Origin of the sequence: Porticoccus sp. W117 (genome assembly GCF_030341905.1) — a bacterium.
Lineage (GTDB): Bacteria > Pseudomonadota > Gammaproteobacteria > Pseudomonadales > Porticoccaceae > SCSIO-12696.
Map to the genome: position 1 here is coordinate 263460 of NZ_JATAAF010000001.1, position 13287 is coordinate 276746.

The 13287-nt window shown below is 55.2% G+C and carries 11 protein-coding genes; 4 read left to right on the forward strand and 7 right to left on the reverse strand.

All coding sequences use genetic code 11. The features are described from left to right. Positions 1–16 precede the first annotated feature (16 nt). The 3 genes from QSV34_RS01270 to QSV34_RS01280 are packed head-to-tail and all read right to left on the reverse strand — an operon-like array spanning position 17 to position 5210. Positions 17–916 carry a hypothetical protein gene (locus tag QSV34_RS01270; protein ID WP_289151290.1) on the reverse strand — a complete coding sequence of 300 codons (900 nt, stop codon included), beginning with the start codon at positions 914–916 and terminating at the stop codon, positions 17–19. Beyond that, the gene (locus QSV34_RS01275; RefSeq protein ID WP_289151292.1) at positions 913–4107 is read right to left on the reverse strand and encodes an efflux RND transporter permease subunit; all 3195 of its coding nucleotides are present in this window, start codon (positions 4105–4107) and stop codon (positions 913–915) included. The genes QSV34_RS01270 and QSV34_RS01275 overlap by 4 nt, the downstream gene beginning before the upstream one ends. Next, positions 4104–5210 carry an efflux RND transporter periplasmic adaptor subunit gene (locus QSV34_RS01280; RefSeq protein WP_289151294.1) on the reverse strand — a complete coding sequence of 369 codons (1107 nt, stop codon included), beginning with the start codon at positions 5208–5210 and terminating at the stop codon, positions 4104–4106. The genes QSV34_RS01275 and QSV34_RS01280 overlap by 4 nt, the downstream gene beginning before the upstream one ends. 270 nt (positions 5211–5480) lie before the next feature. Here QSV34_RS01280 and QSV34_RS01285 point away from each other — a divergent pair, with 270 nt between their 5' ends. Both QSV34_RS01285 and QSV34_RS01290 read left to right on the forward strand, forming a co-directional pair. Then, a complete protein-coding gene (locus QSV34_RS01285) occupies positions 5481–5990 on the forward strand; it encodes a M14-type cytosolic carboxypeptidase (RefSeq protein ID WP_289151296.1) in 510 nt (169 codons plus the stop codon). Positions 5991–6005: 15 nt separating this feature from the next. Then, positions 6006–6728: a M14 family metallopeptidase gene (locus tag QSV34_RS01290; protein ID WP_289151298.1), complete on the forward strand. Its 723-nt coding sequence runs from the start codon at positions 6006–6008 to the stop codon at positions 6726–6728. A 76-nt stretch (positions 6729–6804) separates the two neighbouring features. Here the strand turns inward: QSV34_RS01290 and QSV34_RS01295 are convergent, their stop codons facing one another. After that, the gene (locus tag QSV34_RS01295; protein ID WP_289151300.1) at positions 6805–7473 is read right to left on the reverse strand and encodes a cyclic nucleotide-binding domain-containing protein; all 669 of its coding nucleotides are present in this window, start codon (positions 7471–7473) and stop codon (positions 6805–6807) included. Positions 7474–7747: 274 nt separating this feature from the next. On the opposite strand from QSV34_RS01295, the gene QSV34_RS01300 reads away from it, so the two are divergent. Both QSV34_RS01300 and QSV34_RS01305 read left to right on the forward strand, forming a co-directional pair. Further along, positions 7748–8956, forward strand: a complete 1209-nt coding sequence (locus QSV34_RS01300) for a TonB family protein (protein ID WP_289151302.1) — start codon at positions 7748–7750, stop codon at positions 8954–8956. A gap of 38 nt (positions 8957–8994) precedes the next feature. After that, positions 8995–10449 (forward strand): protein adenylyltransferase SelO, encoded by a 1455-nt coding sequence (locus QSV34_RS01305; protein WP_289151304.1) that lies wholly within the window; start codon positions 8995–8997, stop codon positions 10447–10449. Between the two features lie 18 nt (positions 10450–10467). On the opposite strand, the gene QSV34_RS01310 is transcribed toward QSV34_RS01305, so the two are convergent. The 3 genes from QSV34_RS01310 to QSV34_RS01320 form a co-directional block, all read right to left on the reverse strand. Beyond that, complete coding sequence (locus QSV34_RS01310) at positions 10468–11529, reverse strand: AI-2E family transporter (protein WP_289151306.1); 1062 nt, start codon at positions 11527–11529, stop codon at positions 10468–10470. A gap of 146 nt (positions 11530–11675) precedes the next feature. Then, entirely contained in the window at positions 11676–12002 is a 327-nt protein-coding gene (locus tag QSV34_RS01315; RefSeq protein WP_289151308.1) for a hypothetical protein, read from the reverse strand. Between the two features lie 133 nt (positions 12003–12135). After that, positions 12136–13239, reverse strand: a complete 1104-nt coding sequence (locus tag QSV34_RS01320) for a lipid A deacylase LpxR family protein (RefSeq protein WP_289151310.1) — start codon at positions 13237–13239, stop codon at positions 12136–12138. Positions 13240–13287 lie beyond the last annotated feature (48 nt).

Consider the following 13287-nt stretch of genomic DNA (forward strand, 5'->3'; position numbering starts at 1 on the left):
AGCTCGAAATATAACTTTAAGTGGCATTAACTCTAATATCCTGCACCTGATGAGTGGCAGACAATGCTAACACCAGATCCGCACGCTGTGGCAATGTTTGCTGCATCCAGTCTGTCAGGCGCTCAAAGTACTGCACAAACTCGTCCACTTGCTGCTGAGACAGCCCCTTCCCCGCCTCCTGCTGATGCCGCCAACGACGCACTGCTGTTATATCCGGCACTTGCAGATAGAGCAGTGTATCCAGGCGTTGAAATAACTCTTTGTAGCTGCCCTGCAGGTAGCGGTTTACCTGGTGGCGCCAGCGGGCATCAGCATCTTGCTGCGCCTCTAAAATGTTTACCGGGTGTACCAGGGATTCTTGCGGTTGCGGCAAAGCGCCCATGCACCAGCCTTCCAGCAATATGACATCAGGCTTGGTCACACTCTGTTGCCATTGCCGCTCTGGCAGCAAATCATCGTCACTTTTATCAAACTGGGCCAGTCTGACCGGGTTGCCGCTCTGCAAGTGTGCGAGAACGTCGTTCAAACACTGCAGATCGTGGGTGCCGGGCACACCGCGGGTGGTAAACAACGGATGTACTTCCTGCGCCAACTGCTGACGCCGGGCTTTGCTGAAATAAAAATCGTCCAGGGAAAGCACTTGGGCAGACAGGCCGTATTCATCCGAAAGCAGCTGACCAACAAAGTGGCTGAGAGTACTTTTGCCAGCCCCCTGACCACCGCTGATGCCCACCATAAGTGGGCTATGGCGACCACGGCACTGTCTGGCCAAATGATTGGCGACTTCCAGGTAAGCCAGCCCTGTCGTGTGATCAAATGGCCACTGAGGGTCATCAAAAAGAGTCCGCGCCCCTAGGCACAACTGCCGATAGCGTTGCTCAGCTCGTTGCGCCCAAGGCGGATGCACGGCGGTCACGAAATACCGATTCCTGCGGGCCGGCTATCGTCCGGCTTGCCGCTGTATGGCTCCGGTTTATCCTCACCTTTGGAGAACCAGCGTTTCAGCTGTTGCGGCATCACAATCAGTGCCGGTGTGACCAGCAAGGTCAGCAAAGTGGAAAACACCAAGCCATCGACAATGGCACTGGCCAGGGGCGTCCACCAAGAGGTGACCGCACCACCAAATCCGGCGGTACGTTGCAAAAAGTCCACACTGAAACCATTGGCCAGCGGCATCAAACCCACCACCGTAGTCACCGTGGTGAGCAGTACCGGCCGCAGGCGCAATACCGCCGACAGGTGCGCTGCCTCAAAAGGGCTCATATCCGGGCGGTCGCGGCGCAGGTGATTGTAGGTGTCGATCAGTACAATGTTGTTGTTCACCACAATCCCCGCCAGGGCAATAATGCCCACGCCAGTCATGATGATGCTGAACGGCTGCTGGCTGAACACCAGACCCAACAGCACACCCGCGGTCGACATAATCACCGCCGACAAAATCAGGAACGCCTGATAGAAGCTGTTGAACTGCATCACCATCATAATCAGCATCAGGAACAGCGCCATCATGCCCGCAGTAGCGAGGAACTGGCCGGATTCCGCCTGTTCTTCATTGGCACCGCGAAAGCTGACCTGCACAGCAGGGTCGATATCCACGGTTTCCAGCCATTGCTGCACTTCTTTCACCTTGGTGTCTGCCAGCACACCCTCAAGGGTGTTGGCGCGAACAAAGGCCACCTGCTCCAGATCGATGCGCTGAATGCTATCCACCTTTTGCTGCGGCACCAGTTTGACAAAGCTGGCTACAGGAACCGGCCCCTGGGCGGTGGTAACGCGAATATTTTCCAGCGCCGACAGGCTGCGATCACTGTTGGGGTAACGCACCCGAATATCCACTTCGTCTTCGGCATCGTCCGGGCGGTATTTGCCCAGCAGTACGCCGTTGGTGATCATCTGCACCATCTGGCCCACCAAGGTCACGTTGACACCGTGCATGGCCGCCTGGGCGCGATCAAGGGTGATTTCCCATTCAATACCGGGCTGCGGTGTGGTGTCTTCAATATCCCGTAAACCCTCGACGTTTTCTTCCAGGTGGCGACGAATCATACGCGCGGTGGCAAACAGTTTGTCCTGATTCGCCGATGCCAATTGCAACTGCACGTCGCGCCCGGTAGGCGGCCCGCCCTCAACCGGGTCGGCGGTAAAATACATGCCGGGCATATTGGCGGTGGCCTCACGAACAGAAGCAAACACCTCGCGGCTGCTGCGTTCCCGCTCGCTGGCATCCACCAGCTCAATCAATACCTCGGCCACTTCGTCCCGATAACGGGTGCTGCCGTTGTCCCCTACCCCGGTACCACCACTGGCGGAATACACCGCTTTCACCTCGGGAACGGACAACAGAATCTGCTCTACCTGGGTGGTCAATTTCTCTCGCTCCGCCACCGACAAATTACCCTTGGCCCGCACCGCACCCATTCCGTAGTTGTTTTCGGTTTCGGTAAAGAACATGGCGCCGCGGCCAAACTGCCCGTAAATGGCAAACACCACAAACAACAAAACAATCGCGGACACAAACACCGCCACCGGCTGACGCACAAATGCCCCCACCAGGCTGGCGTAACCCCGACCAAAACGGGTCAGTTTCTGCGGCCAGGCACTGTCGGACTGTGTCGCTTCAACGGTGCGATGGGTTTTCTGGGCACGGCCAATCAGGGTGCCCAGTACCGGCGAAAAGAACAGCGCATAAATCAGTGACCACACCAGTACCGCAAACACGGTGACTGGCAGGTAACCCATAAATTCTCCGGTAGTGCCGGGCCACAGCATCAGCGGCAAAAACACCAACAGTGTAGTGGCGGTGGAGGACATTACCGGCAGGCGCATACGCCCCACGGCAATCAGGTAAGACTCCTTCATGGACTTGCCCAGACTGCGCTGACGATCCGCGTATTCCACCACCACAATGGCGCCATCAATCAACATACCCAGCGCCAGCAACAAGCCAAACGCCACCATAAAGTTGAACGAATAGCCGATCATTTGCAGGATGATGGCGCTGCCCATCAGGGAGAATGGAATACCAAAACCCACCAGCAACCCGGAGCGCAACCCCAGAGCCGCCACCACAATAATCAACACCAGCACCATCGCCGTGAGGATGTTGCCAGACAGTTCGCTGATCATCTGGTAGCTGAATTCGGAACGGTCGAATACGTAGATAATTTCCACACTGGCGGGCAGCGCGTCACGGCCTTCGTCGATGACCGCCTTGATGGCCTCGGCGGTATCGATTTCATTGAATTTGTCCCGCTTCGATACCGTCAGGGCAATGGTGGATTTGCCATTGATATGGCTAAACCCGTTGGCGTCTTTAAAGGTGCGGCGAACTTCGGCCACATCCCCCAGAGTGACAACTCCCTGATCATCAAAACGTAGCGGCAGGCTGTACACATCCTGCCGGGTTTCAATCAACGCTGGCACTTTTACGCCAAAGCGCCCCTGGGCGGTGTCGTACTCACCGGCGGGAATCAGGCGGTTGTTGTTGACCACTGCCTGGTAAAGTTCTTCCGCCCGCAGGTTGTAGCGTTCCAGCCGCGACTGGTCGATCACTGCCTCCACCACTTCTTCACGGCTGCCGCTGAGGTTAGCTTCCAGCACGCTGGGCAGGGCTTCGATTTTATCCTGATAGCGACGGGCAATTTGAAACAGCTCCCGTTCCAGCACACCCTTGCCGGAAAAGGTAATCACCAGTGTCGGCTCTTTGGAGGCAGAGGCTTCCTGCACCACCGGCTCTTCAGTATCCGCGGGGAATTTTGCCTGGGCGCGATCCATGGCCACCCGCACATCCTGAATGGCCGCGTCGGAATCCCGCTCAATTTCAAACTCAATAACCGCGGTTGCCAGGCTCTCGTTGCCGTAGGTTTTGATTTCCTTGATGCCCTCCACGGATTTGAGCTCGGTTTCCATGGGTTTGATCAGCAAACGCACCGCGTCTTCCGGCGAAATACCGTCGTGAAATACCGACACAATCACAAAGGGCGCGTTGACGTTGGGAGCCACTTCCAGAGTCATCATCCTCTGGGAGGCAAAGCCAGCAAGCAGGATAAAGGCCAGTATGGAAAGGGTTGCCCTGGAATGGCTGATGGCTTTGTCGAGCAGTTTCATGACGCTGGCGACTCCGCAGTAACCACCTCACCAGCGGCTTTTTCAGCGCCACTGTCAACGACGTTTGCCTGCACCTGTTCGCCGTTGGCGACATACTCCTGGCCCACGGTAATCAGCAGAGCCTTATCCGGCAAACCGAGTACCCATACGCCGCCGCTGTCATCGCCGACAATCTGGACTTCCTGAAATTGCACCCGGTAGCTGTCGTCCAGCAGGCGCACACCGATTTCGCCGCTGTCCCCCAGGCCAAGCACGCTGGAGGGAATACGCTGGGCCAACAATTCTCTGGAAGACACCTTGAACTGGGCGGTGAGCCCGGCCCGGAGGCGGCTGTCTGCGTTGTCGATGGTGGCTTCAATACGATAAGTGCGGGTGGCGGAGGAGGCCTGCTGCCCCAGGTAGGTAATCTCACCGCTTGCCCGGCTGCCGTCCACCAGCTCCACTTCTGCGGAGCTGCCCAGAGAAACTTTCTGCACTTGCTGTTCAGACACCTGGGCCATCACTTTCAGGGGTGAGATCTCCAACAACTGGCCACAGCTGTCACCGCGATTCATAAAGTCGCCGATTTCCACTGGGCGGGTTTCCACCACACCGGCAAACGGGGCGCGAATTTCGGTGTTTTGCAAATCCAGTTGGCGTCTTTTCAGATCAGCGCGGGCGCGCTCCAGACCGCTTTTGGCTTCGGCAATAGCCAGTTCCGATTGCAACCCTTGCTGCTTGAGCTTGGCGACTCCCTCGTGACGCAATTGCGCCTCTTTCAGGGCGGCGCTGGCCTCGTCCAGGCGTTGCTGACGATCTTCCACCGCCAGGCGACAAACCACATCTCCGGCGTCCACCTGCTGTCCCCGTTGCGCTGGCACGGCGACAACCCGGCCGGATACTTCCGCACGCAGATCCACAGCCCGATTGGGCTCGGTGCGGCCGCGGGCACTAAAGCGGCTGGCATAGGGTTGAGCGTTAAACCACTGGGCGGTGACCAGAGTGCGCTGGTTGTCAGCGCTGTCGGCTTTCTCCTCTACTTGCGGGGCCTTCCACATGCCCGTGACAAACCACAACAGAGTCGCCAGAAAAACCACCAGCGCAATACGAACATTCTTGCTCACCAACCATCTCCTGACAATAAGTCCCTGAGAAATAAAGAAAAAGCCAGCCACTGGCTAGCATTATGGCGACAATACTAAACCAATAAAGGCAATTACGGAATAGCTGTTCTGGAATAAAAAAGCAGAAAATCGTAAACCCCGAATTCCGCGGCCCAAGCAAACAACACCCCTTAGGGGGATAAACGCCTGAAACTCCCCGCTCCTTGGCCTATGATTTCATAGTTGTGGGGATATTTATGGTTTTGTATCTGATTCATTAAGGGGTCTGCGATGAAAACAATAATCAACAGTTTGGTTATCTTCTGCTGCTTTGCGGCACAGGGCTGCACCGCTCATAGCGATGCACCAGGCAACCAGGTGCAAACCGCCCCTGCGGCGGGCACGGTAGCGATTCAGCAAAAGAAAACCTATGGCTTTGACCAAGACGGGGTCTATATAAGCAACCAATTCGATGGCGCCCGCCTCAACAATGCGGTGCGTTTGGCAGCAAACCGCTATCAGCTAACGATTGAGCCTGAAAATATCCCTGTAAACAGCAGCTCTTATTTCGCCTTTCAGGTGTGGAGTGACAAACCAAAAACCGTTGAATTGAACATTAAATACACTGCACACAAACATCGCTATATCCCCAAAATCAGCCGAGACGGCAAAAACTGGCAACCAGTAGACGGTGTGGTGGCTTCCGAAGGGGACACATTGATTACCCTTAATGTGCAAGCAGAACAACAAAAGACCTGGCTTGCCGCTCAAGAAGTTACCTCCTCCAGCGATACCTACTAATGGCTGGGTGATTTGATGTCATCCCGCAAATACCTGAAAAAATCCGTTGCCGGGAAAAGCGTTATGGGGCGGGATATTTTTGTGGTGTCATCAGAGCCAGATTCCGCTAAGCCGTCGCTGGTATTGATTGCCAGGCAACACCCGCCGGAAATACCAGGGGGAACCATTGGCTTTGAAGCCTTCTTTGAGGAAGTGGTTTCTGACTCGGACATTGCCAAAGCATTCCGCTCCAGATTCAACCTCTATGTATTCCCCTTGCTGAACCCCGATGGCGCTGACGAAGGGCAATGGCGCCACAATGCCAACGGCGCTGATCTAAATCGGGACTGGGTCGACTTTACCCAGCCGGAAACACGCACCGCCAGAGACTTTATCGTCGACAAAGTGGAAAAAGAGGGCAAAGAAATCTGGTTTGGCGCAGATTTTCACACCTCTTATTCTGGCCCCTACCTGCTGATCTACCAACTGGAAAACGAACGCAAGGTAAAAACCCGCATCATCCCCAACTTGATTAAAGAATCTACCGGCAGCGACGGAGAAATTGCTCGCTACAGCCGCAGAGATCAAGAGCTGCCTTATTGCTACAACTGGTTCTTCCAGGCGTTTGCTGCAGAAGCGGTTACTTATGAAGATGGCGATGAGGTGGATAGAAGCATTATCCGCACCAGGGGAAGAACCTATGCCAAAAACCTGATGAAGGTTATGCTGGATCAACTCAACACTCTGGCCCCTGAATAACAAACACGGGGTGGAATGGCTGCAAGCGATATCCGCCCTGCTATCCAACCTGCTCAGATAAAATGGCAGGCGCTACTCAACTCAAGGCCATCTCCAGCGGCTTGTCTTCAACCGCCAAAGCACCCAACTCGTAGTTCAAGTAGATCAACCGTTCTGCCAGTTTCTCCGCCTGGGCCGCCAGGCCGTGGAGCTGTTCAATAGAGCCGTCGCGCCCCAGGTTGGGTGTACTGTCATATGGTTTGGTGGCCAATTCGCTATCAGGGAATTTATGGCGATAGCAGTCGTTGCGCCAACGCAACACGTGAACCAACTGCTTGTAGAGGCAAATCTTGGTGGGTATATGAATTTCCTGGTGATAATCCAGGTCTCCCAGCTGGTCAAAATCCACCGCAAACACCGTTACCGGGCGGCCCTTTTCCGGGACACGCACAAAGTTGCCTCGGGGTTTGCGGGTCAGCTGGCCAATGTCACCAAAAATCTCACCAGCGTGCAGTTCGGTAAGCAATGTGGATTCATCGCGAGCCAGCACTTCCAACTCGCCGCGAACCAGGAAGTAGAGCCAACGATCAAGGCCACCTGGGCTGAGGACGATGTCGCCGGGCTCGAACAACAGTACCCTGGAGTGCTCCAGCAGCTGCTGGTATTGACTGTCATCCTGTTCACGAATTTCACGAAACAGGTGCAAAGAGGCAATGCGGCGCTGCAGTTCACCGTCCTCAACATCGGACGCGTTAAAAATTTTCATGGTTCTCCTGACAGGAAAAATATTATTGTTATTTGATATGGCATGTTGAGTTTGCACTCATACTAACTGCCTCTCGGGGAGAGGCCAAGACTCTCTTTTACAGCACAAGTTGGCAGCCTGTGGCACCCCAGGTATTTGTGACGCAGCTCACACATTAAACAAAAAGCCCCTCACTTTTTAACGATAGCCTATTCTGCCCATCACTCCCGAAGTGGTAATTTTGCATTAGATAAAAACAACATCAAATACTTTATTACTATTTGGGCAGGGTAAAATGAAGAATTCACGTTTACTGTCACTGCTGGCGGCCTGTGTCGTTTCGCTGTGCAGCAATTTTAGTATGGCGGACGCCAGCAGCCTGATACTCAATGGCGCATCCAGCTATCGAGACCTGGGCAACGATAAATTCCTGGCCGCGCTGTATCTGGAACTGCCCAGCAACAATTACGAAAACATTATCTCCACCACCACCGCCAAACGCATGGAAATGCGCCTGACCAGCAGTTATTCCAAGCGCCGCTGGGTCAACTTGTGGATGCAGAGCATTGCCATCAGCAACAGCAACAAAACCTTCAACAGCCTGGCGGAGCCTCTGGTCGAACTGTTCAATCAGCAGAAAGGAGGCCTTGAGCCCGGTGATATCGTCTCCATCCAGATGACTGGTGACCGCTGCAGCTACCAGGTGAATGGTGTCACCCTGGCGGAAGACTTACCCGGTGGCTTGTTTAACCTGTTCGCCAACGCCTGGATCGGCAAGGCCCCTCCCAGCACCGATTTCCGCAATGCCATGCTGGGTAAAGACGTCGATACCGACGCACTGCACGCTCAGCTGGCACAAATTCAACCCGGCGAAGCCCGTATCAATGCGATCACTGAGTGGATTGCTCCACCGGAGCCTGAGATCGACGAGGGCCAGCTACTGGCAGAGCAGAAGGCCGCTGAAGAAGCCGCTGCCCTGGCAGCTGCGGAAGCCGAAAAAGAGCGTACCCTGGAAAACGACGCCCTGCCCACCCACGCCATGTTGGTACCAAGTGCAGAGCCTGATGCAACTGCTATCGCCCTGGCCGCTGCCAAAAAGTTTGTTGAACAACAGACAGTCGAACAAGCCGCAGAGCCGGAAATAGATGCTGAGAGCGTCGCAGCTGCCGAGGAAGTAGCCGAAGAGGAATTCTCGGTATCTTCCGCGTTGGCGGTAAAAGACTATATACGCGGTGCCAAGAAGCAGATACACAAATCCCTGAGATACCCGAACCACGCTCAACAACGAGGTTACCAAGGGCAAGTGCGCCTGACTATTGAGGTGGATCGCAACGGCGAATTAGTTAACGTCGCTGCGGCAGAACAAAGCCCTCACAAGACTCTTGACCGAGCAGCCATCCGCGCCGTTAAAAAAGCCGCGCCCTACGAACCGCTGCCTCAGGAAATTATCGACGAAACCCTGAGTCTGACGATCCCGTTCAAATTCACTCTGGTTGAACGATAAGCGCTGATCCCATTGACTCATGGGGCTACAATAGCCCCATGAGTCTTTTTCCCGCCGCCAATATTTACCAACCCCTGCATCAGTTGGGTGAGCCTTTTTATTCCGAAGTGCCCCCCCAGGGTTTACGCAACCCGGCATTGGTACACACTTCAGCATCCGCCGCCGAACTGCTGCAACTATCACCGCAACAGCTGGCCAGCGACGAATTTCTGCACCTGGCCAGCGGCAACAGCTACTTCCAACCCTGCCCACCCCTGGCCACCGTTTACAGCGGCCACCAGTTTGGCGTTTATGTACCGCAGCTGGGGGATGGCCGGGCCATGTCCCTGGGAACCGTAAAAGGGCCAGATGGCGAATGGGAAATGCAACTCAAAGGCGCGGGCCAGACCCCCTACTCCCGCTTTGGTGATGGTCGCGCAGTGATGCGCTCCACCATCCGCGAATACCTGTGCAGCGAAGCCATGCACGGCCTGGGGATTGCCACCACCCGCGGGCTGTCCATCACCACCGGCAGCGACAAAGTACAGCGGGAAACCGTAGAGCCGGCAGCGGTATTGATACGCTTGGCTCGCAGCCATGTTCGCTTTGGCTCTTTCGAGTTTTTCCATTACAACGGCCAACACCAGCGGGTAAAACAACTGGCGGACTATGTGATTGAACGCCACCACCCGGGTCTGCTGGGCGAACAAGATCGCCATTACCGTTTTCTGGAACGCACCGTCACCGCTACCGCAGAAATGATCGCCCACTGGCAGGCGGTGGGTTTTACTCATGGGGTAATGAACACTGACAATATGTCCATTCTCGGTGACACCATCGACTACGGCCCCTTTGGTTTTATGGATGACTACCAACCGGGGTTTGTCTGCAATCATTCCGACGAGCGCGGTCGCTACGCTTTTAGTCGCCAACCCGCTATCGGCCTGTGGAACTGCAATGCCCTGGCCCACGCGCTGTCCAGTTTGGTGGACTCAGAGCAACTGACCCAGGCATTGCAACAGTACGAGCCGGCTTTTTTGGACACTCTTGCAGAGCTGATGGCAGCCAAACTGGGGCTGAAAGAGCAACACACCAACGACGGTCAACTGATCGACAGCCTGCTTGCCACCATGGCCGACAACAGTGTGGATTACACCCTGCTGTTTCGGCGTCTGTGTGATTTTGATAGCGAAAACGAAAAAATCGCCGAATTGTTCAACAATCCCGACGACTTTCGTAAATGGGCACAAGACTATCGACAACGTTTGCAACAACAGGATTGGCCACAACCCCAGCGTTGCGCCGCCATGAAAAAGGCCAACCCAAAGTACATATTGCGAAACTATCTGGCGGAAGTGGCCATTCGCAAGGCGGAAGACGAGCAGGATTACTCAGAAATCGACCGTTTGATTACCTTGCTGGCGTCACCCTTTGACGAACATCCAGAGTTGGAGCAGTACGCCGCGCAACCACCGGAGTGGGCTCAAGGACTTAGCCTCAGCTGCTCGTCGTAGGCGGCGTTGCCCGCAAAACTAGCTCGCAGGCCGATCCTCAGCAGCGCTCTCATCCCCCGCCCCCAGCATCAAACCGATCCAGCGGGTGGACTCGTTATTTTCCAGGGCAATCTTCACCATAATAGTGAGCGGGATGGACAACAGCATACCCACCATACCCAGAGCCCAACCCCAGAATACCAACGACAAAAACACCACCAGCGCCGACAGGTTCAGTCCCTTACCCATTACTCTGGGCTCAACACCGTTGCCAACTATAGTGTTGATGGCCAGGTAACCCACCGCCGTCCACAGGGCCGGGAATGGCCCCAGTTGCACCAGGGCCAACAAGGTCGGTGGCAACGCCGCCAGAATAGAGCCAACGGTGGGTACAAAATTCAGCAGGAACGCCAGCATGGCCCACATCACCGCGTAGTCCACGCCAATAATCAACAGCAGGATATAAGCCAGCAAACCGGTACCCAGACTGATCAGGGTTTTCAGGCCCATGTAGTTGTTGACCACCTTGCTAAAGCGCTCCAGGGCTTCCAGGGCACCGGTGCTGCCCCCTCTGGCGTGCACCAGCTTGGCGGCAAAACCCGCCTCTTCGGCGAGAATAAAAATCACCGTCAGCAAAATCATAAAAGCGTTGGCCATGGTGTCGCTAAAACCCGCCACCACATTGCCCGCCATCTTCATGGCCACACTGGGGTTAATCACTTCTTTTAGTTGCTGGGGATCGGCATTCACCCCCATACCCACCAGCCACTCAACCAACCCGGCAGACATTTCCTGCAGGCGGGCCTGATACTGTGGCAAGTCGTTATTGAAGTCCCTGACCGCACCGCCCACCACGGCGCCCACGGCAATACCCGCCAGCACCACAGAGAGAATAATCAAACAAATGGCAACCCCGGAAGGCACATTGCGAGCCCGCAGCCAACTAAGCAGCGGCGAACACAACATGGCGATAAACACCGAAAGCAAAAACGGCACCAGCAGAGAAGCCGCCTGCTTCATCCCCGCCACCACAATGACAAAAGCAGCGGTCAGTAATAAAAAGCGCGCTACTGGAGAAAGAGGTTCACCTTGAACAACCATAACGATTCCCTGAAATTCTGATTTCAGGGCAGTGTAGAGCAGTCAAAGGAAGTAGCCAACAGAGTCGGCGCTACTGATGTAGGTCGGCCTTCAGGCCGTCAATGAAATTGTCGGGCTAAAGCCCGACCTACAGTGAGCATATAATTTTAGCCAGCGACCAAGGAGTCCAGTATCTCAGCGATTTCAGTCATACCCTGCTCTGTAAACAACAGCCCTGTACCACCGGTATATTCTTCCTCGGTAAGCTCAGCACAACGCTGACGCACCGCTTCCAGTTCGCTGTCGTATTGAATGGGCATGCCGATAAACACATCCCAGTCGCTTTCGCTGGCGGTGCCGTCCACCACCATTTGCAACAGAGTAATGACGTTGCTGCGTTCAATGCGGTACACGGGTGTGCCGATGCGAACAAATACCCATAGGGTAATTGCCAGCACTGCCAGGGTCAGAATCAGGGTAACCAGGTAGCTCACACCAGCTCCGCACGGAATGAAACGGTATGAGTGTAAACCATTAGCCGTAGGGCGGATTAGCGCAGCGTAATCCGCCAGTGGCCAGATGGTGGATTACGCTGCGCTAATCCACCCTACAGGTAATTCTGCTGCATCAAAACGTTTTGCTGAAAGTCACCCCACCCCACAACAGGTTGCGGTCGCCCTCACCTTGTTTCAGTTCCGACGATTGGCCGCGAACCATGTAGCTGACGCGGTAGCCACCATCAAAAGTCAGGGTATAGCCGGCCCAGGCTTCCAACAGCAGATGCTCTACCTCGCCACTGCCATAGCTAACCGCACTGTCGCGAAATTGCCCTTGCAGCAGGGCGTTGTAAGCGCGGGCTTTAACGGCCGCACCAGCCCAGAAGTAACGCTCTGATTGGGCGCTAACCGCGATCTCGCTGCTTTGCTGACCATAGCTGGCCAGTTGCGGATTAAACGACCACCAGGGGCTGTGAATATCACCGGCGCGCAAGTTGATGCTCCAGCTCGCCTCCGATAAATAACCCACAGATCCCTGCACGGTAGTCTTTACTTCCAGGTTGTTGCTGTTGAGGTTCCAGTTTTGCTGTCTGGCCACAGCGTAACGAGCGGTGAGTTCGCCACCGTCGGATATCTGATTGTTCCAGCCGTTGGCCCGGTCGCCACCCAGCAAATCGTGAAGTTGGTTTTGCAAGCTGCCCACCAATGGCAGGCCGAGAATACCGACGGTAAAACTGCTGTTCCATGCGGTGTTGTTTTCCAAATCCACCTGCTGGCGCACGCTGCTGAGGTACAGCAAGCTGCTGTAGGGACGCTCTCCCTCAAGTGCCTGAGCCGTCTCGATATCATCAGGCGTAAAAGCGATCACCCCGGTTTCCAGAGTGACCCGCTCAATATCATTGGCGGATTTGCCGTCCACGCCAACACCACGATCCAGCCAGGCAAGCGCGCGATACGGGGAATACCAGCTGTTCCTGGCCCCTGCCCCGGAGAGCGTCAGGCTAATGCCGTAGGTGTAATCCCGGTCGCGGCTGCCAGGCAGCAAAATATCATTGTCGAAAGACAACGCCCAATTATCCCAAGCGCGTACCTCATCACCACTCGCATCCGCTTCCGGGGAATGCACCAGGGTGTCGGATATAAAGTGGCTCAGCTGCGGCGATGGTTCGGCGGCGTGGAGCACAGTGGTAGCGAGCAGTAACGGCAACAGTGCCAATGGGGATTTGTTTTTCATGGCCATATATCTCAGCGGTGGTGAGCATTATTCTGAAATATATGACCG

What these genes read in the sequence shown, in the direction of transcription:
- QSV34_RS01285 (WP_289151296.1), top strand. Translation starts at nt 5,481, where the DNA reads ATGAAAACAATAATCAACAGTTTGGTTATCTTCTGCTGCTTTGCGGCA.
- QSV34_RS01300 (WP_289151302.1), top strand. Translation starts at nt 7,748, where the DNA reads ATGAAGAATTCACGTTTACTGTCACTGCTGGCGGCCTGTGTCGTTTCG.
- QSV34_RS01290 (WP_289151298.1), top strand. Translation starts at nt 6,006, where the DNA reads ATGTCATCCCGCAAATACCTGAAAAAATCCGTTGCCGGGAAAAGCGTT.
- QSV34_RS01320 (WP_289151310.1), bottom strand. Translation starts at nt 13,239, where the DNA reads ATGAAAAACAAATCCCCATTGGCACTGTTGCCGTTACTGCTCGCTACC.
- QSV34_RS01295 (WP_289151300.1), bottom strand. Translation starts at nt 7,473, where the DNA reads ATGAAAATTTTTAACGCGTCCGATGTTGAGGACGGTGAACTGCAGCGC.
- QSV34_RS01305 (WP_289151304.1), top strand. Translation starts at nt 8,995, where the DNA reads ATGAGTCTTTTTCCCGCCGCCAATATTTACCAACCCCTGCATCAGTTG.
- QSV34_RS01310 (WP_289151306.1), bottom strand. Translation starts at nt 11,529, where the DNA reads ATGGTTGTTCAAGGTGAACCTCTTTCTCCAGTAGCGCGCTTTTTATTA.
- QSV34_RS01275 (WP_289151292.1), bottom strand. Translation starts at nt 4,107, where the DNA reads ATGAAACTGCTCGACAAAGCCATCAGCCATTCCAGGGCAACCCTTTCC.